The 26,328-nt window shown below is 60.3% G+C and carries 21 protein-coding genes; 19 read left to right on the plus strand and 2 right to left on the minus strand.

Translation table 11 applies throughout. From position 1 onward, the window contains the following. Positions 1–22: 22 nt before the first annotated feature. The 13 genes from GBC55_RS17850 (at position 23) to GBC55_RS17910 (ending at position 16,711) form a co-directional block, all read left to right on the plus strand. Positions 23–3,901, plus strand: coding sequence for a type VI secretion protein IcmF/TssM N-terminal domain-containing protein (locus GBC55_RS17850; RefSeq protein ID WP_162439826.1), 3,879 nt, complete (start codon positions 23–25; stop codon positions 3,899–3,901). Positions 3,902–3,932: 31 nt separating this feature from the next. Next, positions 3,933–4,859 carry a type VI secretion system-associated protein TagF gene (tagF, locus tag GBC55_RS17855; protein ID WP_162439827.1) on the plus strand — a complete coding sequence of 309 codons (927 nt, stop codon included), beginning with the start codon at positions 3,933–3,935 and terminating at the stop codon, positions 4,857–4,859. Beyond that, positions 4,856–7,351, plus strand: a complete 2,496-nt coding sequence (gene tssM / locus GBC55_RS17860; protein ID WP_162439828.1) for a type VI secretion system membrane subunit TssM — start codon at positions 4,856–4,858, stop codon at positions 7,349–7,351. Before tagF ends, tssM begins: the two co-directional genes overlap by 4 nt. A gap of 163 nt (positions 7,352–7,514) precedes the next feature. Further along, complete coding sequence (locus GBC55_RS17865; protein WP_162439829.1) at positions 7,515–8,033, plus strand: type VI secretion system tube protein Hcp; 519 nt, start codon at positions 7,515–7,517, stop codon at positions 8,031–8,033. Positions 8,034–8,126: 93 nt separating this feature from the next. Beyond that, a complete protein-coding gene (tssA, locus tag GBC55_RS17870) occupies positions 8,127–9,224 on the plus strand; it encodes a type VI secretion system protein TssA (RefSeq protein ID WP_162439830.1) in 1,098 nt (365 codons plus the stop codon). Positions 9,225–9,732: 508 nt separating this feature from the next. Beyond that, positions 9,733–10,323: an amino acid synthesis family protein gene (locus tag GBC55_RS17875; RefSeq protein ID WP_162439831.1), complete on the plus strand. Its 591-nt coding sequence runs from the start codon at positions 9,733–9,735 to the stop codon at positions 10,321–10,323. A gap of 43 nt (positions 10,324–10,366) precedes the next feature. Continuing rightward, positions 10,367–11,200, plus strand: a complete 834-nt coding sequence (locus tag GBC55_RS17880) for an alpha/beta fold hydrolase (RefSeq protein WP_162439832.1) — start codon at positions 10,367–10,369, stop codon at positions 11,198–11,200. After that, positions 11,197–12,678, plus strand: coding sequence for an aldehyde dehydrogenase (locus tag GBC55_RS17885; RefSeq protein WP_162439833.1), 1,482 nt, complete (start codon positions 11,197–11,199; stop codon positions 12,676–12,678). Before GBC55_RS17880 ends, GBC55_RS17885 begins: the two co-directional genes overlap by 4 nt. Before the next feature lie 12 nt (positions 12,679–12,690). Then, positions 12,691–13,176, plus strand: coding sequence for a flavin reductase family protein (locus GBC55_RS17890; RefSeq protein ID WP_162439834.1), 486 nt, complete (start codon positions 12,691–12,693; stop codon positions 13,174–13,176). Between the two features lie 139 nt (positions 13,177–13,315). After that, entirely contained in the window at positions 13,316–14,767 is a 1,452-nt protein-coding gene (locus GBC55_RS17895) for an NAD-dependent succinate-semialdehyde dehydrogenase (protein ID WP_162439835.1), read from the plus strand. Between the two features lie 145 nt (positions 14,768–14,912). Next, positions 14,913–15,302 carry a 4-carboxymuconolactone decarboxylase gene (pcaC, locus tag GBC55_RS17900; RefSeq protein ID WP_162439846.1) on the plus strand — a complete coding sequence of 130 codons (390 nt, stop codon included), beginning with the start codon at positions 14,913–14,915 and terminating at the stop codon, positions 15,300–15,302. A 90-nt stretch (positions 15,303–15,392) separates the two neighbouring features. Then, on the plus strand, positions 15,393–16,145 hold the full coding sequence (locus tag GBC55_RS17905; protein WP_162439836.1) for a GntR family transcriptional regulator: 753 nt from the start codon (positions 15,393–15,395) through the stop codon (positions 16,143–16,145). 2 nt (positions 16,146–16,147) lie between these two features. Then, the gene (locus GBC55_RS17910) at positions 16,148–16,711 is read left to right on the plus strand and encodes an NUDIX hydrolase (RefSeq protein ID WP_162439837.1); all 564 of its coding nucleotides are present in this window, start codon (positions 16,148–16,150) and stop codon (positions 16,709–16,711) included. 173 nt (positions 16,712–16,884) lie between these two features. On the opposite strand, the gene GBC55_RS17915 is transcribed toward GBC55_RS17910, so the two are convergent. Further along, entirely contained in the window at positions 16,885–17,181 is a 297-nt protein-coding gene (locus GBC55_RS17915) for a DUF1330 domain-containing protein (RefSeq protein ID WP_162439838.1), read from the minus strand. Positions 17,182–17,252: 71 nt separating this feature from the next. Between GBC55_RS17915 and ribBA the strand changes: the two genes are divergently transcribed. The 5 genes from ribBA to GBC55_RS17940 all read left to right on the plus strand — a co-directional run bounded on the left by ribBA (position 17,253) and on the right by GBC55_RS17940 (position 22,560). Next, positions 17,253–18,362, plus strand: coding sequence for a bifunctional 3,4-dihydroxy-2-butanone-4-phosphate synthase/GTP cyclohydrolase II (gene ribBA, locus GBC55_RS17920; RefSeq protein ID WP_162439839.1), 1,110 nt, complete (start codon positions 17,253–17,255; stop codon positions 18,360–18,362). 256 nt (positions 18,363–18,618) lie between these two features. Further along, positions 18,619–19,644 carry an ABC transporter substrate-binding protein gene (locus tag GBC55_RS17925; RefSeq protein ID WP_162439840.1) on the plus strand — a complete coding sequence of 342 codons (1,026 nt, stop codon included), beginning with the start codon at positions 18,619–18,621 and terminating at the stop codon, positions 19,642–19,644. After that, entirely contained in the window at positions 19,629–20,573 is a 945-nt protein-coding gene (locus GBC55_RS17930; RefSeq protein ID WP_178114327.1) for an ABC transporter permease, read from the plus strand. The genes GBC55_RS17925 and GBC55_RS17930 overlap by 16 nt, the downstream gene beginning before the upstream one ends. 6 nt (positions 20,574–20,579) lie before the next feature. After that, positions 20,580–21,389 carry an ABC transporter permease gene (locus GBC55_RS17935; RefSeq protein WP_162439841.1) on the plus strand — a complete coding sequence of 270 codons (810 nt, stop codon included), beginning with the start codon at positions 20,580–20,582 and terminating at the stop codon, positions 21,387–21,389. 16 nt (positions 21,390–21,405) lie between these two features. Next, a complete protein-coding gene (locus GBC55_RS17940; RefSeq protein WP_162439842.1) occupies positions 21,406–22,560 on the plus strand; it encodes an ABC transporter ATP-binding protein in 1,155 nt (384 codons plus the stop codon). Positions 22,561–23,979: 1,419 nt separating this feature from the next. On the opposite strand, the gene GBC55_RS17945 is transcribed toward GBC55_RS17940, so the two are convergent. After that, entirely contained in the window at positions 23,980–25,386 is a 1,407-nt protein-coding gene (locus GBC55_RS17945; protein ID WP_162440576.1) for a cytosine permease, read from the minus strand. A gap of 322 nt (positions 25,387–25,708) precedes the next feature. Between GBC55_RS17945 and GBC55_RS17950 the strand changes: the two genes are divergently transcribed. Continuing rightward, positions 25,709–26,194 carry a flavin reductase family protein gene (locus tag GBC55_RS17950; RefSeq protein WP_162440575.1) on the plus strand — a complete coding sequence of 162 codons (486 nt, stop codon included), beginning with the start codon at positions 25,709–25,711 and terminating at the stop codon, positions 26,192–26,194. The last annotated feature ends 134 nt before the right edge of the window (positions 26,195–26,328 follow it).

Consider the following 26,328-nt stretch of genomic DNA (forward strand, 5'->3'; position numbering starts at 1 on the left):
CAGGTAATCGAGTCAGGAAGACATGAAGACATTATTGCGTTTGTTAAAAAGTTTTTGGTTCGTGATCCCGGTCTTGTGGCTGGCGAGCCTGGCCGTCTGCTGGTTCGTGGCGCCGCACGTGAGCGGTTTGCGTGGCTATACGCTGGAAGCGATGGCGATCATCAGTGCGTTCTACCTGCTGATCATTGTGCTGCGTCAGTACAAGCGAATCCGGGCTGAACACAACCTTGAGAACCTGGTGCAGATCGAGGTCGATCGCTCGCTCAAGTCCACCGGCGAGTTCCGCGATCAGCAAGTGCTGCGCGAACGCCTCAAGCACGCCATCGCGATGCTGCGTACCGATCGCTCGGCCGGTGGCGGTGGTGCTTCCGCCCTGTCCGACCTGCCGTGGTACCTGGTCATCGGCATGTCCGGTGCCGGCAAGACCTCGTTGCTGACCCGTTCCGGCCTGTCCGCGAGCATCGCCAACAGTGCCAACGACACCCAAAGCGGCACGCAACATTGCGACTGGTACTTCAGCCCCGAGGCCGTGATGATCGATACGGCCGGTCGGTATCTGCGCGACGACCAGTCCGCCAGCGAGTTCGCCGCCTTCCTGAAGATGCTGAAAAAGCAACGCAGCAAAGCGGCGGTCAACGGTCTGGTGCTGGTAGTGAGCCTGCCGGAATTGCTCGCGGCCAGCGCTGACGAACGTAACGCGCTGGCGGCACAGCTGGTGTCGCGCATCGAGGAATACACCGATTGCCTGGACGCCAATCCACCGATCTACCTGATGCTGAGCAAGACCGACCAGTTGCCGGGCTTCAGCCAGGCCTTCGAAGGCCTGGACCTGAATGAACGCCAGCAACCGCTGGGCATGACGTTCGGCTTGTCGGAGATCCGCAACCAGGGCCTTCGCCCGGTGCTGGATGCCAAGCTGGCCAACCTGCACAGCCATATCCGCCGTCACGTCGACGCGCAGATGATTGCGTTGGGCGCGGACGCCAACAGTGCGCTGCTGAACTTCCCGAACTATTTCTCCGAACTGTCTGTGGTGCTGGAGCAATTCCTCCAGCACTTCGCCGACACCCGGCATGCCGGCTCGCCCCTGCTGTTGCGCGGCCTGTATTTCACCAGCGCACTGCAAACCGATCAGCAACTGAGCCAGGTCTATGAAGACGACCTCGCCGAGTCGTTTGCCCTGCAGCCGGAAACCGCCCTGGATAACGACAGCAGCGGCAAGAAGATCAGCGACCGCAGCTACTTCATTACCGATACGTTCCGCCGGGTGATTTTTCCGGACCGCGACCTGACGCTGTACCAGTCACGCTTCGGCCGAAACAAGTCCCTGAGCCCTGTCGTGTTGGGTGTAGCGCTGCTGGCGGGCCTGGCGTTCATCGGCTGGCAAGCCCTGTCGTTCCAGAACAACCGTCAATGGCTGGCCTCGTTGCGCGATCAGTTGAACGAATTGCAGCAATCCCCGGACCGGGCGCAATTGCTCGCCTCGGGACAAGGGCTGGAATTGCTCCGTGATCAACTTGCCGTCATCGAAAAGCACCGCGCCAAAGGCGTGCCGCTGCAACTGAGTGCAGGTCTTTATCGGGGTGACGACATCTACCTCGTCGCCCAGAACGCTTATTTGCAGCAACTGCGCACCCAGGCACTGGAGCCCGTCACGCTGCAACTTCAATTGCAGATGCGTGCCTTCAATGAGTTCGCAAAAACCATGGACCCGCAGAACAGCTTTGCGGCAGCACCGGCCAAGACGGGCAGTCCGTCCGCCAAAGCTCGCGTCCAGGGCCTGAAACTGCCGACCCGTTTGAGCAGCGTTCCACGCAGCACCGGTGAAGTCACCAGCCGTTTGAGCGGTGCGGCCAAAGGTGCGGCGAACAAAGCGCGCGGTGATGCCATGACCGCACTGCGCAACCCGGCCACCGCCAGTGACGCGGCCGATCTGTCGGCGACCACGGGCGGGCTGTCGTTGTCCGAGGAAATGCTGGGCCGACTGGACGAACGCCAGGTCGCATCGATCATCGAGTCCTACAACGCCCTCAAGCTGTACCTGATGCTGACCCAACCCGATGCGCATCCGGAGCCTGAGTTCGTCGGCGCCGCATTGCCGGCGGCCTGGGCCAATACCGCCAGCGAGCAGAATCCTGTCAGCGCTGAAGTTATTCAGGACAACGTGCCGGTCTACGTGCAACTGCTGAAGAATGGTCAGGCCCCGACTTTGCCACGCAACGAGCAACTGATCAGCGAAACCCGCAGCAGCTTGAAGTCGTTCATGATCTCCAGCTCCTTGGTGGACCGTGAATACCTGCGCCTGCAACTGGAATCCAGCCGCCAGTTTCCGGCGCTTGGCCTCAGCGACCTGGTGCCCCTGCCAGGACGTCAACTGCTGTACGGCACCGAAGCCGTGCCGGCGATTTTCACCCGTCAGGGCTGGGAACAGTTCGTGAAGCCGGAGCTGATCAAGCTGGTGTCAGGGAACCTGCGCAACGAATCGGACTGGGTACTCGATGGTGAAGGTGGCGACAGCCTGGTGCAAAAAGCCAACTTCATCCGCGAATTCATGACGCGCTACAAGCGAGACTACACCCAAGCCTGGTACACCTTGATCGACAGTGTCGGCGTGCGTCACTTCACTGACATGGCCAACGCGACCCAGCAACTGTCGCTGCTCAGCGACGTACAGAACTCGCCGGTGAAAATCCTGCTGGCCGCCGTCAACGACAACACCCAGTGGGATGTGCCGGCGCCGCGGGAAACACAACAAACCGGGATCAAGCGCGATGACGGTTTCTGGGGCAAGGTCACGGGCATTTTCGACGGCCCGGACGCTGCGCCAAATGCGCTGATCTCGCCGCTGCCAGCGGTGGATGACGGCAGCCTGGCCAAGCGTTTCGAGCCGGTGTCCCGGGTCTTCGCCGTGCAGAACGCCGAGGGCGCGGACAGCACCATCATGGATCGCTACCTGGCGGCGCTGCGCAAACTCAAGGTGCGGATGAACAACATCCAGCGCTCGCAGGACGTCGGTAAAAGCAGCAAGCAGTTGATCAGCGAGACCCTGGAAGGTCAGCCGAGCGAAGTCACCAGCGTGCGCAACTATGTCGAGACCACCGTCGACACTAGCCAGGGCGGCTTGTCGTCCTCGCTGCAAAGCCTGTTCAGCCTGCCGATCCAGTTCACCTGGGAAACCCTGCGCGACCCGGCCGGCGAGCAGATCGCCAAGGCCTGGGCGCAACAGATCGCCAAGCCCTGGGAACAGGTCATGGCACACCGTTTCCCGATTGCAGCCGGCAGCCGCAATGAAGCCTCGGTCAAGGATCTGCAGCGTTTCGTCGACCCGGAGTCCGGCTTGCTGCCGAACTTCAAGCGCAACGAAATCGGCAACCTTTCCGGTGGTGAAGGCCTGGGCATGAGCAGCGCGAGCAAATCGACGCCGCTGGTCAACCCGAACATGGTCAACAGCATCGACAAGGCCAGCTCCCTGGGTCAGGTGATCGCCAGCTTGTCGGACCGTGAAAACGGCTTCGAGATCATGCTGGAACCGTCGGCTTACTTCACCGACATCATCTTTACCCTCGATGGTCAGGTGCAGCATTACCGCAACGGCAAGACCAGCTGGAGTCGCTTCTCCTGGCCGGGCACCACCACCGCACCCGGCGCCCGCATGGACGTGGTCACGCTGACCGGCGAACGCATCACCGTGTTCGATTATCCGGGCCGCTGGGGTCTGTTGCGCATGAACGACAGTGCCCGCGTCAGTGACCTGGACGGTATCCAGCAGCGCTTCAGCTGGAACACCGCCAGCGGTCAGGTCAGCCTCGCCGTGCGCAACTATGGCGGGGTCAAGCTGACCGACCTGGCCAACGTCAAGGCGTTGAGTTCACTCAATGCGTCCGGCGGGCGGGTCCAGTGAGCATGCTCGCCTTGAATCAGGGACGCGGCCAATGATTGGCTGCTTCGGCAAGGTGCCCGCGAGCCCGGACTTCGTCAGCCTGCACGGCGCATCTGACGACGTCTGCGAGTTCGATGCGTGGCTGCAAGGTGCCTTGGCGTCCCTGCAGCGTCACGAGGATTGGCGAGCGCTGTTCGACGGTTTGCCGCTGTGTTTTTTCTGCTACCGCGCACGCAGTGGCAACTGGTTGCTGGGCGGGTTGATCAGTTCCAGGGACTCCAGCCAGCGACGCTATCCGTTCTTCATTTTCCAGACGGTAAAAGCCAGCGACGCCGAGCCGTTCGTCAATCCCTTCACCCTGGGCGAACTGTTCAGCGGGCAGATCAAGCCGTTACTGCACATGGCCGCCCAAGGGGAAAGCACCTCGGTCCTGTTCGAACGCATCAAGGCCTTGCGCCCGTTGCAACTCCAGGACTTCGAATTGTTCCGGCGCGTGCACGCAAAATTCCTCGTGAACTTCAACCTTCGCGACATCGCAACCGCGCTTGAAAGCTCGTACCCGGAGTTCGTCACCAATGCCGTGCTCACTCGTTTGCAAGCCTTGAAACGACCTCTGCAACACGGCTCACCAATCGGCATGGCCCTGCCGTTGCCGGCGGAAAGAGGTTTGAAAAACCCCACGGCGGATTTGTGGGTGACCTGGCTGACGCGCATGACACCCGGAAACGCGGTGCCGCAGATCAGCCTGCTGGCCGACGACTTCATGCGCCCAAGACTCATCTGCTTTGCATCACGTACGACCAGCGACGCCTATCGCGTGCTGACCGGTATCGGTGAGCGCTCGCAAAGCTACGACGTACTGGCGTCTTTCGACGCGTTTGACGAGCACCACCCGGTACACGCTTTTCCCGAAATCGACCGCCCCCTTGATGACGTCATCGACCGTTTTGTCGATGCCCTGGATTCGAAGTCTGTATGAACAAGATCAAGTATTACTTCTTGCGTTATCAACCCTACATTCTGGGGGTCGCCTTTTTCCTCACGATCTTTGTGGTGTGGGGCATCGGCCGGGCCTTTGACTTCAGCTCGCTGAACAGCCTGCTGACGGGCATCGGTGTGTTCCTGGCGCTTTCTTCGGGCTACGTGCTGCTGATGTATCGCGGGGTGTCCCGACACCACAACCTCGAAGGCCTGCTGCGCGATGACGCCGACCAGGCTGTGCTCAACGCCAGCCCGGCGGACCGCGAGGAAGTCAGCCTGCTGCGCGAGCGTCTGCTGCAAAGCATCGAGCGTCTGCACAGCAACAAGCCGCGTGGCAGCAATCCCAAGGATGCGTTGTACGCCCTGCCCTGGTACCTGGTGATCGGCCAGCCGGCTGCTGGCAAAAGTACGATGCTCTATCAGTCGGGCCTGAACTTCCCTTATGCAGAACGCGAAGGCGCTCGCGTGGCCGGGTTGGGTGGGACACGCAATTGCGACTGGTTTTTCAGTTCCGAAGCCGTCCTGCTGGACACCGCCGGGCGCTACATGAACAACCAGGAAGAAGCCGGTAAATGGCGGGCATTCCTCCAGCTGCTGCGCCAACACCGCCAACGTCGCCCGCTCAATGGCCTGATCGTCACCGTCAGCATCCACGACATCCTGCAAGCGTCCCTTGACGATCAGGAACGCATTGCCAAACGCCTGCGAGAACGCATTCAGGAGACCCATGCGCTGCTGGAAGTGCGGCTGCCGGTGTACCTGGTGTTCACCAAGTGCGACCTGGTACCGGGTTTTGCCCCCTTCTACCGCCAACTGGATGACGTCGCCCGTGGCGAAGTCATGGGCAAGACGTTTGCCCATAAAGGTTATGAGCAGGCCGATTGGGGCCAGCAATTCGGCGTGGCCATGGATGAGCTGGTTGCCTATTGGCAGCAGGTGGCGAGCCAGCAATTGGTGACGCAGGACATCCAGATCACCCGTCAGGATTCAGCGGTCTATCGCTTCCCGCTGGAGCTGGCAGCCCTGAAGCCAAGGCTGCAGTTGTTTGTCGACGCCCTGTTGCGCGCCAACCCGTATCAAAAAGCAGAACTGCTGCGCGGCTTCTATTTCACCAGTGCACTGGACGCCGACCGACCTGAACTGGGTGGGCATGCACGCCAGGTTACCGAGCGTTTCTCGCTGGAAAGTGATCTGGAGACTGTCAGCGGCGATGCGCAACCGCGTCCGCTGTTCATCAACAGCCTGTTCAGAAAAGTCATCATCCCCGATCAGCATCTGGTGGCGCTGTACACCACCAACCACCGCGAACGTCGGCGCAAGGCCGCCTGGATTGGTGGCGCCGGCCTGGTCGCGACGTTGCTGTGCGGCCTGTTGGGCTGGTCCTATGTGAACAACCGCAACACCGTGCAGAGCATCTCCACGGAGCTGGCCCAGGCGGCGACTGCCGACGCCGCGACAACCGGGCAATACACCGAGTGGCAAACCCTGGATCGCATGCGTTTCTGGACCGCTCATTACTACGCGCAACACCACAGTGAAGGCGTGCCGCTGCGCATGCGCCTGGGGCTGTACCAGGGTTACAAAGTCGAGCCTCTGGTGCGCAGTCAGTATTTCGATCGCCTGGAAAGCGTGATGCTCAAGCCAACGGCCGACAACCTGACCCGCTCGTTGTACCTGCTGACCACCCTCAAGGTGTATCAGCGCAACACCAATCAACTGTTGCCCGTGACCGGCATCGACAGCGTAGAGCCCAAGGCGCTGCCTGACGACAACCGGGCGCAATCCATTGCAGCCTTCGGCAAGACCACGCTGGACACCTACGTCATGCTCTCCCGAGCCCAGCGCGAGAAGGCTGACCCGGCGTTCCTGAAGGCAAAAATCCCGGACTACTGGTACCCGGCGATCGCCCGCCAGACCGGCAAGACCATCGGTGCTTCCAACGGCACTGAAAGCGCCACTCAGGATTACGAATTTGCCAGTCGGCAGATCAATTTCTACAGCGATCAGATCCACGAAGAAGACGTGCCGCGGATTCTCGATAACGCCTTCCTGACGTCCAGCTCGCGTAACTACATCAACAGCCTGCTGACCCAGTCGTTGCGTTCCATTGAGACCATCACGCTTGAGTCGGACACGCTGTTCGCCTTTGGCCGTGCCGATTTCCAAAGCCTGAAAACCGCGGGCCAGAGCCAGCTGAGCGCCATCGCCGGCAAGCTGTTGAGCACGCCGGACATTGGCAAGATCATCATCGCCGGCCACGCCGATCAACTGGGGGACCCGCAAATCAACCAGCAGGTTTCCAAACAACGTGCGCAAACCATCAAGACGTACCTGGTGGGCAAAGGCGTTCCTGGTGAGTTGGTCGAAGCGGTCGGTGAAGGCAGCACCAAGCCCTTGGTCAAGTGCGATATGCAGCAATCAAGAGCCCAACTTATCGAGTGCCTGGAACCTAACCGGCGCGTGGAAATCGAAGTGCGGGCAGTCAACTGACACTGCCCCGCTTGCTGAAGAAAAACCGCTGCCCGGGCTGTCTCGATCTGAGGCCCGGTCAACGGCAAGACACCTCTCTTGATTGTTTTCAAAGAGGTTAAAACGAAGGGTTGTGCACTGCTCGCAGGCACACCGTTTAAATGTAGGTAAGGAGAAATTAGAAATGGCATTTGACGCATACATCCAGATCGACGGCATTCCTGGCGAAGTACTGGACGACAAGCACAAGGACTGGATCGAAGTGCTGGGCTACGAGTTCGGCGCCACCCAGGCCACCTCTGCGACAGCAAGTTCTTCGGGCGGTGCTTCTTCGGAACGCGTTGTCCTGAGCAACTTCACCATCCGCAAAGCGGCCGACAAAGCGACTGCCAAGCTGTTCGAAGCATGCTGCAAAGGCACTCACATCGCCAAGATCCAGCTGAACGTGAACCGCGCCGGTGGCGACAAGGTCACCTACCTGACCTACAACCTGGAAGAAGTGGTCGTAGCTTCGGTCAACACCGTTGCCGGCGGTAGCCAGGGCGGTAAGGACGAAGCGGAAAGCGATCTGCCGATTGAAGAAATCAGCTTCAACTTCGCGCGCATCAAAACCACCTACACCCAACAGAGCCGTGCCGATGGCCAGGGCGGCGGCAACGTCACCGGTGGCTGGGATCGCACAGCCAATAAGGTTTTCGCTTAAGTCTGCAGTAATGGCGGGCCGCGCACGCGGCCCGCGTTTAGCACCGTGCCTGTTTCTGGGCGCGGTGTTCTTTTATTTTGATCAGAGTTCCCTATGTCTGAATTTCTCAACGACCTTTCGCTGGCCGAACTGACAGCGCCCATCAATGAGGGGAGCGGTGAAGACCTGAGCTTTTCCACCTTGTTCGATCAGGTGAAAGAAGCGCGTCGAGCAGACCCCGACTACCTCACCCAGGGCGATTGGCAAACCGACCTCAAATCTTCGGATTGGGATCTGACCATCTCCCTGGCTGCACAAGGCCTGGCTCGACAGAGCAAAGACCTGATGCTCGTGGCCTGGCTCAGCGAGGGCCTGGCGCACAAATACCACTTCGTGGGTATCACCTTCGGCCTGACCCTGGCCGAACGCATTCTTGAAGCCTTCTGGGCGGACTTGTACCCGTCCCTTGAAGACGGTGTCGATGAACGCGCCGCTCGCCTGGCGTGGATGAAAACGTCCCTGGCCGACGTCGTCGGCGGATTGCCCATCACCCAGGGCCAGCTGTTCGGCTTGCTTCGTTATGACGAATCCAGGCATGTCGAGAACCTGGCACTGCAAAACCCCCAGGCCATGCGTGCCGCCATTGATGAAGGCAAAATCAACGCCGAAGTCTTCCAGCGCTCGGTGGTGCTCACCGATTCGGATCATCTGCGCCTGAAGGCCGGCGAGATTGGCGCCAGCCTGAAGGCTTGCCAACAGTTGCAGATCACCGCTGATCGACTGTTCGGTGCCGACGCGCCGAGCTTTGCTTCGCTGTCTGACGTTCTGTCCCGCGCAGGCCAACTGGCCGAGAAGCTGCTCAAGGACCGGGGGATCGAACTGCATCCCGCCCCAGTCGCTCCCGCTCAGGCCCTCGCGCAAAGCGCTGCCGACCAACCTGCAGGTGTTGCAATGACCCAGATTCAACACGACGTCTCGACCGCCCCGCTACGCACCACCCCGCTGACCCGTGACGAAGCGTTCACCCAGCTCGCGGGCATTGCCCAGTTCTTCAAACAAACCGAACCGCAGAGCCCTGTCCCCTACCTGATCGAACGCGCGATCAAATGGGGCAACATGCCGCTGGAAGGTTGGTTGAATGACGTGATCAAGGACAGCAACGTGGTGGACAGCATTCGCGACGTACTCGGCACCAAAGAATCGAAAGGCTGAGTCACCGCCACTGCATCCATCGCCGGCCCCCTCAGGGAGTGAGCCGGTGGGAGCCGAGCTTGCTCGCGATAGCGTCCGTCCAGCTACTACCTCCACCGCCTGACACATCGCCATCGCGGGCAAGCCCGGCTCCCACAGTTGATCGGTGGTGAACACAGTTGCCAGGTTCGCTGAAGATCCCTGTGGGAGCGGGCTTGCCCGCGATAGCGTCCGTCCAGCCACTACCTCCACCGCCTGACACATCGCCATCGCGGGCAAGCCCGGCTCCCACAGTTGATCGGTGGTGAACACAGTCGCCAGGTTCGCTAGAGATCCCCGTGGGAGCCGAGCTTGCTCGCGATAGCGTCCGTTTAGTCACCCACTCCATTACCTGACACCCCTCCCGCAATCCCCCGCTGATCCCCCCATACAAACCATCCGACCAGAAACTCACTCGAGGGACTTGTGCTTCCAGTATTATGGTATACCATCAGACGCACAGACACTCTTACACCACACGGAGCAGCTCATGAGTTTCGAAATCCGCAAGATCGTCAGCTACGTCGAAGAAACCTTCATTGAAGGCGGCAAGACCACCGATAAGCCCGTGACCATGGTCGGCCTGGCCGTTGTCATGAAAAACCCTTGGGTGGGCAATGGTTTTGTCGAAGACCTCAAACCGCAGATCCGCGAGAACTGCTCGGACCTCGGCGCCCTGATGGTTGAACGCCTGGTCGGCATCATTGGCGGCGCGGACAAAATCGAAGCGTATGGCAAGGCCGCAGTGGTCGGCGCTGACGGCGAGATCGAACACGCCTCCGCCGTCATCCATACCCTGCGCTTCGGTAACCACTACCGCGAAGCCGTGAAAGCCAAGAGCTACCTCAGCTTCACCAACAAGCGTGGCGGTCCGGGCACGTCCATTCAAATCCCGATGATGCACAAGGACGACGAAGGTCTGCGTTCGCACTACATCACCCTGGAAATGAAGATCGAAGATGCACCGCGCGCCGACGAAATCGTCGTGGTCCTGGGTTGCGCCGATGGTGGCCGCCTGCATCCGCGCATTGGTAACCGTTACATCGATCTGGAAGAACTGGCCGCTGAAAACGCCCAGTAATCAAGATCGGTAAAAACAACAAAAAGGCATGCAGGAGCGCTCCATGATTCGGCTCACCGCTGAACGCACCCCGGCTGGCACCAGTTACCTGGCGACCGGCCAAGGCCAGCCCGTGGTCTTGATCCACGGCGTGGGCCTGAATAAAGAAATGTGGGGCGGCCAGGTCGTTGGCCTCGCCACGAAATACCGTGTGATTGCCTACGACATGCTCGGCCATGGTGCCAGCCCGCGTCCGGAAAGCGGCACGCCTTTGCTCGGTTACGCCGATCAACTGCTGGAGCTGCTTGATCACCTGCAATTGCCCCAGGCGACGGTGATCGGTTTCTCCATGGGCGGACTGGTGGCGCGGGCGTTTGCCCTGCACTACCCGGATCGACTGCAAGGTCTGGTGGTGCTCAACAGCGTGTTCAATCGAAGCCCAGAACAGCGCGCCGGCGTCATTGCGCGCACCGCTCAAGCAGCTGAGCACGGCCCGGATGCCAACGCCGAAGCCGCCCTGTCACGCTGGTTCAGTCGTGAGTATCAGGCGGCCAATCCGGCGCAGATCGCGGCCTTGCGCCAAACCCTGGCGGACAACGATCCGCAGGGTTACCTGACCACCTATGAGCTGTTTGCCACCCAGGACATGTACCGCGCCGACGACCTGAGCAACATCCAGGTGCCGACGCTGATCGCCACCGGTGAGCTGGACCCCGGCTCGACGCCGGAAATGGCCCGGCAACTGGCTGAGCGAATTCCCGGCGCGACGGTTGCCGTACTCGCTGAACAGCGGCATATGATGCCCGTAGAATCGCCGCGCCTGGTCAACCAGCTGTTGCTGGAGTTTCTCGACACGGCGCACTCCCGACAAAATCAAATAAAGGGGATCGTTGCATGACACTCGCACGCTTCCAGATGTGCATCGGCGGTGAATGGGTCGATGCCCTGTCCGGCAAGACTTTCGAAAGCCTGAACCCGGCGCTGGCCCAACCCTGGGCTGAACTGCCCGATGCCGACGAAGCCGATGTCGAGCGCGCCGTACAGGCTGCGCAGACCGCCTTCGACAGCCCGGCCTGGCGTGGTTTGACCGCCACCGCTCGCGGCAAATTGTTGCGTCGCCTGGGCGATCTGATCGCCGAGAACAAGGAACAACTGGCGCAGCTGGAAAGCCGCGACAACGGCAAGCTGATCCGCGAAACCCGCGGCCAGGTCAGCTACCTGCCAGAGTTCTTCCACTACACCGCCGGCCTTGCGGACAAGCTCGAAGGCGGCACCCTGCCTCTCGACAAGCCGGACCTGTTTGCCTACACCGTGCACGAAGCCATGGGCGTGGTTGCTGCGATCATTCCGTGGAACAGCCCGCTGTACCTGACCGCGATCAAACTGGCCCCGGCCCTGGCCGCTGGCAATACCATTGTGATCAAGCCTTCGGAGCATGCCTCGGCGACGATTCTCGAGCTGGCACGCCTGGCGCTCGAAGCCGGCATTCCACCGGGTGTGGTCAACGTCGTCACCGGCTACGGGCCAAGCACCGGAGCCGCACTCACCCGCCATCCGCTGGTGCGCAAGATTGCCTTCACCGGCGGCGCCGCCACGGCACGGCATGTGGTGCGCAGCAGCGCCGAGAATTTTGCCAAGCTGTCCCTGGAACTGGGTGGCAAATCACCCAACATCATCTTTGCCGACGCCGACCTCGACAGCGCGATCAACGGCGCCATCGCGGGGATTTACGCCGCGTCCGGCCAGAGCTGCGTTTCGGGCTCACGCCTGCTGGTCCAGGATGAAATCTACGACGAGTTCGTCGAGCGCCTGGTCGAACGGGCCAAGCGCATCCGCATCGGTAACCCGCAGGAAGATTCCAGCGAAATGGGTCCGATGGCCACCGCCCAGCAACTGGCCGTGGTGGAAGGTCTGGTGGCTGATGCCATCGCCGAAGGTGCGCGCCTGCGTACAGGCGGCAAGCGTCCGCAGAATCTGGGCGACGGCTGGTTCTACGAACCGACGTTGTTCGAATGCGACACCAACTCCATGAAGATCATGCAGGAAGAAGTCTTCGGCCCGGTGGCGTCGGTCATCCGGTTCAAGGACGAAGCCGAAGCCCTGGCAATCGCCAACGACTCGCAATTCGGCCTCGCCGCCGGCATCTGGACCCGCGACCTGGGCCGTGCCCATCGCCTGGCCCGGGATGTGCGTTCGGGGATCATCTGGGTCAACACATACCGCGCGGTCTCGGCCATGGCGCCGATCGGCGGCTTCAAGAACAGCGGCTATGGACGCGAGAGCGGCATCGACTCGGTGCTGGCCTACACCGAACTGAAAACGGTGTGGATCAACCTCTCCCAGGCACCGATGCCTGACCCCTTCGTGATGCGCTAGGAGACCACTGACATGATCGAACCCGGCATTTACAAAGACGTGATGAGCTCCTTCCCTTCCGGAGTCACGGTGGTCACCACCCTGGACCCGGACGGCGGCATCGTCGGCATCACCGCCAGCGCCTTCAGTGCGCTGTCGATTGATCCTGCACTGGTGCTGTTCTGCCCTAACTACGCCTCGGACACCTACCCGATCCTGCGTGACAGCAAGCAGTTCGCGATTCACCTGCTGTCCGCTGATCAGACCGCCGAAGCCTATGCGTTTGCCAGCAAAGGCAAGGAAAAGGCAAAGGGGATCGAATGGCATTTGAGCGCGCTGGGCAATCCCCTGCTGGGCAAAGCGACGGCGATTATCGAGTGCGAACTGTGGCGTGAATACGATGGCGGCGATCACGCGATTATCGTTGGCGCGGTGAAGAACCTGATCCTGCCCGAGCAGCCGGTCACGCCGATGATCTACCACAAAGGCAAGCTGGGCCCCCTGCCCGCGCTGGCCTGATGCACTTTTTTGTGTAGGAGCGAGCTTGCTCGCGATGGTCGTGAACGATAACGCTGTCAACCTGACACTCAGTGGCGTTCTCGGGCTTTTCGCGAGCAAGCTCGCTCCTACAGATACCGCCCACTTTTTAGGAGCCGGCATGCGCCCAGCATCCTCACCACTGTTCCGCCAACAGGCCTACATCGACGGCCAATGGCTGGATGCGCCTGACGGTGCCGTTCAGGACATATTCAATCCGGCGAACGGCGAGCTGATCGGCCGCGTACCCAACCTCGGTGCCGAACACGCGCGCCTGGCCATCGCCTCCGCCAACAAAGCCTGGCCGGTCTGGCGTGCGTTGACCGCCAAGGAACGCAGCAACATCCTCAAGCGCTGGCATGCCTTGATGCTTGAACATGCCGATGAACTGGCAGCCATTCTCACCCTCGAACAAGGCAAGCCACTGGCCGAAGCCAAGGGCGAAATCCTCTATGCTGCGAGCTTTATCGAGTGGTTTGCCGAAGAAGCCAAACGCATCTACGGCGACACCATCCCGAGCCATAAAGGCGATGCGCGCATCGTGGTGACCAAGGAGCCTATCGGCGTCGTCGCGGCCATCACCCCCTGGAATTTTCCGACGGCAATGATCACCCGCAAGGCCGGCCCCGCGCTGGCAGCCGGCTGTCCCTGCATCGTCAAACCGGCACCGGAGACGCCTTTCTCGGCATTGGCCATGGCCGCGCTGGCGGAACAGGCCGGTATTCCTCCGGGCATTTTCAACGTCATCACCGGCGACGCCGTGACCATCGGTGGCGAGCTGACCGCCAGCCCTTTGGTGCGCAAACTGTCGTTCACCGGATCCACCGCCATTGGGAAGTTGCTGATGGCCCAGTGCGCGCCGACGTTGAAAAAAGTATCGCTGGAACTGGGCGGCAACGCGCCGTTCATTGTCTTCGACGACGCCGACCTGGAGCGCGCCGTGGAAGGGGCGCTGATCGCCAAATTCCGCAACGCCGGCCAGACCTGCGTCTGCGTCAATCGCTTTCTCGTGCAGGCCGGCATCCACGATGCATTTGTCGCTCGATTGGCTGAGCGGGTGAAGCAATTCACGGTCGGCAACGGCTTCGACAGCGGCATCACCCAAGGCCCATTGATCAACGAGCGTGCCGTGGCAAAGGTCGAGGACCATGTGCAAGACGCGCTCGCCCAGGGCGCACAGTTGCTCTGTGGCGGTGAACGGCATGCGCTGGGTCACGGCTTTTTCCAGCCGACCGTGCTGGCCGGTATTACCCCGTCGATGAAGGTGGCCCAGGAAGAAACCTTTGGCCCCTTGGCGGCCGTGTTCCGTTTCGATACTGAAGCCCAGGCAATCCATATGGCCAACGACACCGAGTTCGGCCTGGCCGCCTACTGTTACACCCGCGACCTCGGCCGCGCGTGGCGCATGAGCGAGGCGCTGGAGTACGGGATGGTCGGCATCAACGAAGGGCTGATCTCCACCGAGGTGGCACCCTTTGGCGGCATCAAGTCCTCGGGGCTGGGCCGCGAAGGCTCCAAGTACGGCATCGAAGATTATCTGGAACTCAAATACACCCTGATGGGCGGCCTCTAAATCAATATCTGTAGGAACTGTGGAGCTGTGTAGGAGCTGTCGAGTGCAACGAGGCTGCGATCTTTTGATCTCGTCTTTTGAAAATCAAAATCAAAAGATCGCAGCCTTCGGCAGCTCCTACTGGAATAACGCGGGAGACAATGAAATGAGCAACGAGAAGTACGAAAAAGGCCTGAAAATCCGCACCCAGGTGCTGGGCGACGCCTACGTGAATCGCTCCATCGAAAACGCCGACGACTTCACCCGCCCTCTGCAAGAGATGGTCACCGAGTATTGCTGGGGCCACGTCTGGGGCCGTGAGGGTTTGTCGCTTAAAGAACGCAGCATGATAAACTTGGCAATGATTTCGGCCCTCAACCGGCCGCATGAACTCAAGCTGCATGTACGCGGCGCCTTGCGTAACGGGCTGAGTCGTGAACAAATACGCGAAATTTTGCTTCAGGTCGGTATTTATTGCGGTGTACCCGCCGCCGTAGACAGTTTCCGGCTTGCCCGCGAAGCGTTCGCCGAAGCCGATGCCGAGGCCTCCAGTTAACCCTTGGCTGTTTGATCTGACCGGAGCACGGGTGATCGTTTTGATCCAGGTGCTCTTTTTGCATGGACAGCCACACTCAGAGCGGACCCCATGAAACGCCTGCCACTCGACGACAGCTTCAAGGTCAATCGCAACCCCGTTACCCTGCGCGAAATCGTGCTGGATAAACTGCGAAGCGCCATCATGAACTTCCAGCTCCTGCCGGGAGACCGTCTGGTCGAGCGTGATCTGTGCGATCGCTTGGGCGTGAGCCGCACGTCAGTACGTGAAGCCTTGCGTCACCTCGAATCCGAAGGCCTGGTGGAATTCGCCGATGCCAAGGGGCCGCGGGTCGCCATCATTACCCTCTCCGACGCTGGCGATATCTACGAGCTGCGCTGCGTACTCGAAGGCCTGATCGTGCAGTTGTTCACCCTGCGTGCCAAGGCCAAGGACATCAAGGCCCTGGAAAAAGCCCTGGAGGAAAACCGCAAGGCCCTCAAGGACGGCGAGCTGCAAACCGTGATCGATTCGGTGCAGGGTTTCTACGACGTCCTGCTCGAAGGCTCGGGCAACCATGTCGCGGCTACCCAGCTGCGCCAGTTGCAGGCGCGTATCAGCTACCTTCGGGCGACTTCGGTGTCCCAGGAAAACCGTCGTGGTGCGAGCAACCAGGAAATGGAGCGCATGGTCGAAGCGATCAAAAGCGGCGATCCACTGGCCGCGCACCAAGCCTGCGTCGACCACGTCCGCGCAGCTGCCAGCGTTGCCCTGGATTACCTCAAGCGCAAGCAGGAAGAAACCGGCGAGATGCCGGTCATCACCCTGCCGATCGCGCTCAAAGAACCGCGCATAGGTCGCTGATCATGTTCAGCCCGAGCTTTTGCCCAAAGTGCGGCGGCAATGACCTAAGGTCACAGCTGCCGCCGGGTGATACGCACGAGCGCCTGATGTGCAGCGGTTGCGGCTACATCCACTACATCAATCCGAAAATCATCGCTGGCTGCATCATCGAGCAGGACGGCAAGTACCTGCTCTGTCAGCGCGCCATTCCCCCACGTCCAGGCACCTGGACGTTGCCAGCGGGCTTCATGGAAGGCGGCGAGACCACCGAGCAGGCGGCGTTGCGCGAGGTGTGGGAGGAAAGCGGTGTACGCGCGGAAATTCTCTCGCCGTACTCGATCTTCAGCGTGCCGAAGATCAGCGAGGTGTACATCATCTTCCGCGCCATCGCCCTGGAGATTACCGGGCAATACGGGCCGGAAACCCTCGACTACAAATTCTTCGCGCCCGAGGACATTCCTTGGGAAAGCATCTACTACCCCGCAATCCGGCAGATTCTCGAGCGCTATATCGAGGAGCGCCAGGCCGGGGTATACGGCATCTATATCGGTAACGACGATACCGGGAAGATCCATTTTATCCGCTAACGGCTTTGCCGTGGATTGAGTGCCCTGCTCGACTCAGCGACAGATGCGATCCCTGTAGGAGCTGCCGAAGGCTGCGATCTTTTGATCTTGGCTCTGGGCGGAATTGCTGCCGCCGAAGATCAAGGTCAAGAGATCGCAGCCTTCGGCAGCTCCTACAGGGGTTGCGAACGCTGTCAGAGCGGCGCGATGCCCTCGACGATGATCACTTCGGCTCTCGCCACGCCCTCACGGTGCCCACGCGCCGCCTGATACTCGTCGGAGCGATAACACGCCACCGCCTGTTCATAAGAATCGAATTCAATTACCACGCTGCGCTGCGGCGTCGGCCGTCCTTCCATCGACTCGCTGCGCCCGCCCCTGGCCAGCATTCGCCCGCCATACAACGCAAACGCCGCCGGCGCCCGCCGGGTGTATTCGCCGTATTGAACGGGGTCGGTGATGTCTACGTGAGCAATCCAGTACGCCTTCATAGTGACCTCTCAGATAATTTTGTATTATGGTATACCATCTTACACATTCACCCAATACTGAGATCCCCGACATGGCCTTCAACAGCATCGAAGAAATCATCGAAGACTACCGCCAGGGCAAGATGGTACTGCTGGTCGACGACGAAGATCGTGAAAACGAAGGCGACCTGTTGTTGGCCGCCGATTGTTGCACCCCGGAAGCCATCAGCTTCATGGCCCGTGAAGCGCGCGGCCTGATCTGCCTGACCCTCACCGACGAGCACTGCCAGCGCCTGGGACTGGAACAGATGGTGCCCAGCAACGGCAGCGTCTTCAGCACAGCGTTCACTGTTTCCATTGAAGCCGCCGTGGGCGTGACCACCGGCATTTCTGCCGCTGACCGGGCACGCACCGTGGCTGCGGCCGTCGCGACAAATGCCGGGGCCACAGACCTGGTGCAACCCGGCCACATCTTCCCATTGCGCGCCAAGGAAGGTGGCGTACTGACCCGCGCCGGTCACACCGAGGCCGGCTGTGACCTTGCGCGCCTGGCAGGTTTTACCCCGGCGTCCGTGATTGTCGAAGTGATGAACGACGACGGCACCATGGCCCGCCGTCCCGACCTGGAAGTGTTCGCGCGCAAGCACGGGATCAAGATCGGCACCATCGCCGACCTGATCCACTACCGCCTCAGCACCGAACACACGGTAGTGCGCATCGGTGAACGTGAATTGCCCACCGTGCACGGCACGTTCCGCCTGATCACCTTTGAAGACCGGATCGAAGGCGGTGTTCACATGGCCATGGTGATGGGCAAATTACAGCGCGATGAGCCGACGCTGGTGCGCGTGCATGTGATCGATCCCCTGCGTGATCTGGTGGGCGCCGAGTACAGCGGCCCGCCCAACTGGACCCTGTGGGCCGCGCTGCAGCGTGTGGCGCAGGAAGGCTGCGGTGTCGTGGTGGTGCTGGCCAATCATGAGTCGTCCCAGGCACTGCTGGAACGGGTGCCGCAACTGACCCAGGCACCGCGCCAGTTCAACCGTTCGCAATCGCGGATCTATTCTGAAGTAGGCACCGGGGCGCAAATTCTGCAGGACCTCGGGGTGGGCAAGCTGCGGCACCTTGGACCGCCGCTCAAATACGCGGGTTTGACCGGGTATGACCTTGAAGTGGTGGAGAGCATTCCGTTCACGGAGTGAAATCCATCACTGACGCGACCCATGACCTGTAGCAGCCGGACGCAGGCTTCGCCAGCTGCTACAGGGTTGCTTTGGAATGGAGACAAAACCCTACTCAAGCAGATAGCCGGTAAGGCAAAGTGCTTGCACAAAGTTTGGAATACCATAATATGATATTCCATAGACCGGACGACCATGACTGACCGTACGGACCTACTGCTCCCGATAGGCGGGCATAAAAAGCCCCGCTCATAAACACAACAATGAGGGCGTAAAAATGGTGTTGAACAAACGTGCAACCGCAGTTCTTTTTGCGGGACTGCTGAGCGTGACCAGCCAGGCGCTGATGGCTGCCGAGAGCGTCAACTTCGTCAGCTGGGGCGGTAGCACTCAGGATGCGCAGAAGCAGGCCTGGGCCGACCCGTTCAGCAAGGCCAGCGGCATCACAGTGGTCCAGGACGGCCCTACCGACTACGGCAAACTCAAAGCCATGGTCGAAAGCGGTAATGTGCAGTGGGACGTGGTCGATGTCGAAGCCGACTTCGCGTTACGCGCCGCCGCCGAAGGCCTGCTCGAACCCCTCGATTTCAAGGTCATCCAGCGCGACAAGATCGACCCACGCTTTGTCTCCGATTACGGCGTCGGCTCGTTCTTCTTCTCCTTCGTCCTCGGCTACAACGAAGGCAAACTCGGCGCCAACAAACCCCAGGACTGGTCCGCCCTGTTCGACACCAAGACCTACCCCGGCAAGCGCGCCCTGTACAAATGGCCAAGCCCGGGCGTACTCGAACTGGCCCTGCTGGCCGATGGCGTCGCCGCCGACAAGCTCTACCCGCTGGACCTGGATCGCGCCTTCAAAAAACTCGACACCATCAAGAAAGACATCGTCTGGTGGGGCGGCGGCGCACAGTCGCAACAGCTACTCGCCTCCGGTGAAGCCAGCATGGGTCAGTTCTGGAACGGCCGAATCCACGCGCTTCAAGAAGACGGCGCACCTGTAGGCGTAAGCTGGAAACAGAACCTGGTCATGGCCGACATTCTGGTCATCCCCAAAGGCTCGAAAAACAAGGATGCGGCGATGAAGTTTCTGGCCAACGCCAGCAGCGCCAAAGGCCAGGCGGACTTCTCCAACCTGACGGCCTACGCGCCGGTCAACGTCGACAGCGTGGCGCGCCTGGATTCGGTGCTGGCGCCTAACTTGCCGACTGCCTACGCAAAGGATCAGATCACTCTTGATTTCGCGTACTGGGCCAAAAACGGTCCGGCCATCGCGACACGGTGGAACGAATGGCTGGTCAAATAAAAATGGTGGCAACCGCAGCCCGTCAACCCGCGCCAGTCGGGAGCGCTCAAAGCGCCTCCGACAAGGCCGCCGCGATGACGCAAACCCTGACGCTGGCGCAGCGTTGGCGTGGCGCCAGTAACCTGGTGCCCGCCCTGCTGTTCCTCGGTCTGTTCTTTCTGGCACCGCTGATCGGCCTGTTACTACGTGGCGTGCTGGAACCGACGCCAGGCCTTGGCAACTACGAGCAGCTGTTTGCCAACTCGGCGTATGCGCGGGTGCTACTCAACACCTTCTCGGTCGCGGGCCTGGTCACCCTGTTCAGCCTGCTGCTGGGTTTTCCACTGGCCTGGGCGATTACCCTGGTGCCGCGTGGCTGGGGCCGCTGGATTCTCAACATCGTGCTGCTGTCGATGTGGACCAGCCTGCTCGCCCGGACCTATTCGTGGCTGGTACTGCTCCAGGCTTCAGGGGTGATCAACAAAGCGCTGATGGCGATGGGCATCATCGATCAACCACTGGAAATGGTGCACAACCTGACCGGCGTGGTGATCGGCATGAGCTACATCATGATCCCGTTCATCGTGCTGCCGCTGCAGGCCACCATGCAGGCCATCGACCCGATGATCCTGCAAGCGGGATCGATCTGCGGCGCGAGCCCCTGGACCAACTTCTTCCGGGTGTTCCTGCCGCTCTGCCGGCCAGGATTGTTCTCGGGCGGCCTGATGGTGTTCGTGATGTCCCTCGGTTACTACGTCACCCCGGCATTGCTGGGCGGTGCGCAGAACATGATGCTGCCCGAGTTCATCATTCAGCAGGTGCAGTCGTTCCTCAACTGGGGTCTGGCCAGCGCCGGCGCCGCGTTGCTGATCGTCATTACGCTGGTGTTGTTCTACTTCTACCTGAAGCTCCAGCCGGAATCCCCGGTTGGCGCCAGTAACGCGAGGTAAGCCGTCATGCTGCTGACTCCCAACGCGATGAGCCGACGCATGCGTTTCGGCTTGTACTTCACGACGGGTCTGATCGCACTGTTCCTGCTGCTGCCGATCGTGTTCATCGTGCTGCTGTCCTTCGGCTCCTCCCAGTGGCTGGTGTTTCCGCCACCGGGCTGGACGCTGAAATGGTACGGCCAGTTCTTCTCCAACGCCGACTGGATGAACGCGGCACTGGCGAGCCTCAAGGTGGCGGTGTTGACTACGTTCTTCGCCGTAGCGCTGGGCTTGCCGACCGCATTTGCGTTGGTGCGCGGACGCTTTCCCGGCCGGGAAATGCTCTATGGCCTGTTCACCCTGCCGATGATCGTGCCGCTGGTGATCATCGCTGTGGCGGTATACGCGCTGTTCCTCAAACTGGGCTACACCGGGACGATGTTTGCGTTCGTGGTCAGCCACGTGATCGTGGCCTTGCCCTTCACCATCATCTCGATCATCAACTCGTTGAAGCTGTTTGATCAGTCGATCGAAGATGCTGCGGTGATCTGTGGCGCCTCCCGCTTGCAGGCGGTGTTCAAGGTGACGTTCCCGGCGATTCGCCCGGGCATGGTCGCCGGAGCACTGTTCGCGTTTCTTGTTTCCTGGGACGAAGTGGTGCTGAGCGTGATGATGGCCAGCCCGACTCTGCAAACCCTTCCCGTCAAAATGTGGACCACCCTGCGCCAGGACCTGACACCCGTGATCGCCGTCGCCTCGACGCTGCTGATCGGCCTGTCGGTACTGGTCATGGTCATCGCCGCTGCCGTTCGCCGGCGCAATGAAATCAGCGCCTGAGCGCGAGGAGTACGACATGAGTGCCGTGATCAAAGACACCGCGCAGCAAAACGACAAACCCTTGGTCAGCTTGCGCAACCTGAACAAGTACTACGGTGATTTTGCCGCCGTGGACGACATCTCGCTGGACATCAAGGACGGCGAATTCCTGACCTTCCTCGGCTCCAGCGGCTCGGGCAAAAGCACCACGCTGTCGATGCTCGCCGGCTTCGAAACCCCGAGCAGCGGCGAGATCCTGGTCAATGGCCAGTCCCTGGTCAACGTACCGCCGCACAAGCGCGACATCGGCATGGTGTTCCAGCGTTACTCGCTGTTCCCGCATCTGTCGGTGCGCGACAACATCGCCTTCCCGTTGGCCATCCGCAAATTGGCCACTGCAGAACGCGAGCGCCGGGTCGATGCGATGCTCAAGCTGGTGCAACTGGAACAGTTCGCCCATCGCCGCCCTTCGCAACTGTCCGGCGGCCAGCAGCAACGCGTCGCCATCGCCCGGGCACTCGTTTATGAACCGCGCATCCTGTTGATGGACGAACCCCTGGGTGCACTGGACAAGAAACTGCGTGAAGATTTGCAGGATGAACTTCGTCAGCTGCATCGGCGTCTGGGCATCACCATCGTTTACGTGACCCACGATCAGGAAGAGGCGATGCGCCTGTCTCAGCGCATCGCGATTTTCAGTCACGGTAGGATCGTCGGTCTGGGCAGTGGGTATGACCTTTATCAGAATCCGCCAAACGCATTTGTCGCGTCGTTCCTGGGCAATTCAAACTTCCTCAAGCTCAAGGCTCAAGGGAATGCGGTGGCAACGTTTGAAGGCCAGGCGCTGTCGATTCGACTGACCGCAGGGTTGCAGAGCGATCAGGATGTATTGCTGATGGTACGTCCGGAAAAAGCCCTGGCGTTGAGCGTCGATCAAGCCATTCGCGAGCCGCTGGCGGCAGGCTGGAACGAGGTCTCGGCCAAGGTGGTGGAGGTGCTTTTCCTGGGTGAGAGCCAGACGTGCAGTGTGGTGACTTCAGGCGGTACGTCGATGACGGTGAAAGCGCTGTCTGCTGCAGGGATGCCGCTCAAGTCGGGTGATCCGGTGCAGGTTCGCTGGGCGACGGCGGATGCCTGTGTTTATACCGAGTGGGCCGAGAGTGATTTGAACAAGGCTGCCGGCGCGCATTGATTCTGTATTGGGGCTGGTTATGCAGCCTGCTTGAACAAGTGTCACCCTCGGGTCGCTACAACGTCGGGTTGTAGCGGCCTTTTTTTGTGGGTGTGATTCTGGGTGAGTTTTGGAGTGGTGGTGGCACACTCCGGCACTGCTCCGCGGCTCGCCGCGCTGGGCCAGCGTGGTTTAACGGAGCGCCTGAGATCAAAATCAAAAGCAAAGCGAGGCGGCCTGACAGCCGACCTGACGCTTGAAGCCTGCGCGTTTCCCTGTGGGAGCAGAGCTTGCTCGCGATGGAGGTTAACGAATACACGATGTCATTGGAAAACGTCGCCATGTAGGAGCTGTCGAGTGAAACGAGGCTGCGATCTTTTGATCTTGCCTTTTAAATAATCAAAGTCAAAAGATCGCAGCCTCGTTTCACTCGACAGCTCCTACAGGGAAACACGCAACCCTCAAGCGTCAGGTCGGCTGTCAGGCCGCCTCGCTTTGGCTTTTGATCTGCTTTTGATTTTCTTGCCCCATCGGAAGGCCGAGCGCAGGTTCTGCGCAGTGGGCAACCCGGCATGAATGCCGGGTTAGCCGCGCACGGCCATGGATGGCCGATCGCGGCGGGCCCACGGAGCAGGACCGGAGCGAGGGTATGCCGAGCCCAGGCGAGGCACCGGACGAAAGGGGCAAGAGCGTTTGGTTACTTGGCGCTCTTCCAAGTGACTCGCCGTAAGGGCGAAACCAATAGCCGCCGTGACCGCAGGAATGGATATGTACACCAGCAAGAATCTCACCGCCGATCAGGCCGCCATCGCCGGCAGGCCAGCTCCTACAGTTTGATTCGGGTGCATCAGGAAGATATCGATCGGCTTTGAGGCCGCCATCGCGAGCAAGCTCGGCTCCCACAGGTGACCGCGTGAGCCTCCAGAGTCAGGTCGGCTTTCAGGCCGCCTCGTTTTGGCTTTTGATCTGCTTTTGATCTTCTTGCCCCATGGGAAGGCCGAGCGCAGGTTCTGCGCAGTGGGTAACCCGGCATGGATGCCGGGTTAGCCGCGCACGGCCATGGATGGCCGATCGCGGCGGGCCCACGGAACAGGACCGGAGCGAGGGAATGCCGAGCCCAGGCGAGGCACCGTACGAAAGGGGCAAGAGCGCTTGGTTACTTGGGGCTTTTCCAAGTGACTCGCCGTAAGGGCGAAACCAATAGCCGCCGTGACCGCAGGAATGGATATGTACACCAGCAAGAATCTCACCGCCGATCAGGCCGCCATCGCGAGCAAGCCCGCTCCCACAGTTTGATTTGGGTACACCCGCCAGAAATGAGCGACTGTCGCGCCGCCATCGCGAGCAAGCTTTGCTCCTACAGAAGATCGGCGCGAACCAGCCACAAACAAAAATGCCCGGCAATGAGCCGGGCACTTCAGACAAACACGCTGCAAAAAATCAGTCGGTATACCCCAATCGCGCCGCCTTGGTAGCTTGGGTCTGCCCCCGCGTCGCCAGGCAGTAATACAGCGGACACGTCACCACCAACCCCACCAGCCAAGACAGATCCGCGCCCTCTACCCAGTTGGCATAAGGCCCGACGTACAACGACGTGTTGGCAAACGGCAGCTGCACGATAATCCCGATGAAATACGCCACGATCGCATGCAGGTTGAAACGCCCGTAGACCCCACCGTCCGCGCGGAAAATCGACGCAATGTCGTAGCACCCACGCTTGATCAGGTAGAAATCAATCAGGTTGATCGACGCCCAAGGCACCAGCACCAGCAACAGCGCCAGAATCAACCCGATAAACTGCGAAATGAAATCCGCCGAAGCCCCCAGCGCCACCACGCAGCATCCCGCCAGCACCACACTCGACAGCACCACACGCACCTTGACGGTCGGCGTCCATTGACTGGCAAAGGTCTGGATCGACGTGATGATCGACAGCACCGCGCCATACAGATTCAAGGCGTTATGACTGATGATATTGAGCAGAAACAGCACCATCAGAATCGGTCCCAGCCACCCGGTGGACTGCTTCACCGCAGACATCGCCTCCGTGCCTTCAGGCGTCGCCAGTACTGCGACCGCACCAAAGGAAAACGACAGGATCGTGCCCAGCGTCGCGCCCAGGTAGGTTGCAAAGAACGGCCGCGCAATGCCGATATCTGCCGGCAGGTAACGCGAGTAGTCCGACACATACGGCGAGAAACTGATCTGCCAGATGATCCCCAGCGATACCGTCGCCAGCCAGCCGGACAGGTTGAAACTGCCGCGGGTGAAGAAATCCACCGGCAGGTCATGAGCGAAGATATAAATGAAACCGGCGAGCAACGCACCGCCCATGACCCACGTCCCGATGCGGTTAAGGGTATGGATAAAGCGATACCCGATCACCCCGATCGCGGTGGCGGCCAGGGCTCCGATGAGGATGCTCGCGGACACGGGAACCGAGGGGGCAATGCCGACAATCGACTTGCCAGCCAGCACGATGTTGGAGATGAAAAAGCCGATGTAGATGATCGCCGCAAAGAACACGATCAGCAGTGCGCCGTATCGGCCGAACTGGCCACGGCTCTGGACCATTTGCGGAATCCCCATGCGCGGCCCCTGGGCCGACGCGAGGGCGATCACCAGGCCGCCGATCATGTGCCCGAGGGCAATGGCCAGCAAACCCCAGAACAGGTCGAGGTGGAACACTTGAACCACCATGGCGCCCGTCACGATGGGCAGAGGCGCAATGTTGGTGCTGAACCATAGGGTGAAAAGGTCGCGGGCCTTCCCATGGCGTTCCGCGAGTGGGACGTAATCGACCGTGTGATTCTCGATCAGGGGGTCTTGCCGGGACATCTGGGACATGGGAATGAACTCAAGTTTGTCTGATCTTATATTTGTATGAAGCCAAACCGGGGGTGCTCTTCGGCAACCCCTCAGATGCGAACCATATTATGGTATTCCAACATTTTAACAAGACTGATCCGGTCGTTAAGCGCCCCACTGATCTGGTAAAAAGCACGGCGTGACGCATCGCAAATCCTCTGAAAGCCCCGTATACATTGAACTTAACGCCACCAACCTACGTTTATCGGGTCATGGAAAAAGCCCTTGCAAACTATGTATTACGGTATACCATCAGACCTACAAACTCATAAAAACTGCTCCACCGCCAGAGGACCGTCCCATGATCGATGCCGCCATCTACAAACAAGTGATGGGTTCGTTTCCGTCCGGGGTCACTGTGATCACCACGCTGGATGACGACGGACAAATCGTCGGACTGACTGCCAGCGCGTTCAGCTCGCTGTCCATGGACCCGGCCCTGGTACTGTTCTGCCCCAACTACAGCTCTGACTCCTACCCGGTCCTGATCAAGAACAAGCGCTTCGCCATTCACGTCCTGTCCGGCGGCCAGCAAAGCGAAGCCTATGCGTTTGCGCGCAAAGGCAAGGACAAGGCACAGGGCATCGAATGGACGTTAAGCGCACTGGGCAATCCGATTCTGGCCAATGCCACGGCAGTGATCGAATGCGAGTTGTGGCGTGAATATGAAGGGGGCGATCACGCGATCATGGTGGGCGCGGTGAAAAACCTCATCGTGCCTCAGCAGAATGCCGGCCCGCTGGTGTATTGCCACGGCAAGATGGGCGCCCTGCCGGTTCTTGCGTGAGTTCTTGTGACAAGGGAGCTTGTCGAATCGTCCCGTTCGGCTGCGAAGCCGTCGTGACGCCTTGCGGCCGCGTTGCGACCTGGCGGGAGCAAATTCCCCCGCCACAGGATTACTGCCGGGCCGGAACAATTTGG

The organism is Pseudomonas sp. TNT3, from assembly GCF_010095445.2.
GTDB lineage: Bacteria > Pseudomonadota > Gammaproteobacteria > Pseudomonadales > Pseudomonadaceae > Aquipseudomonas.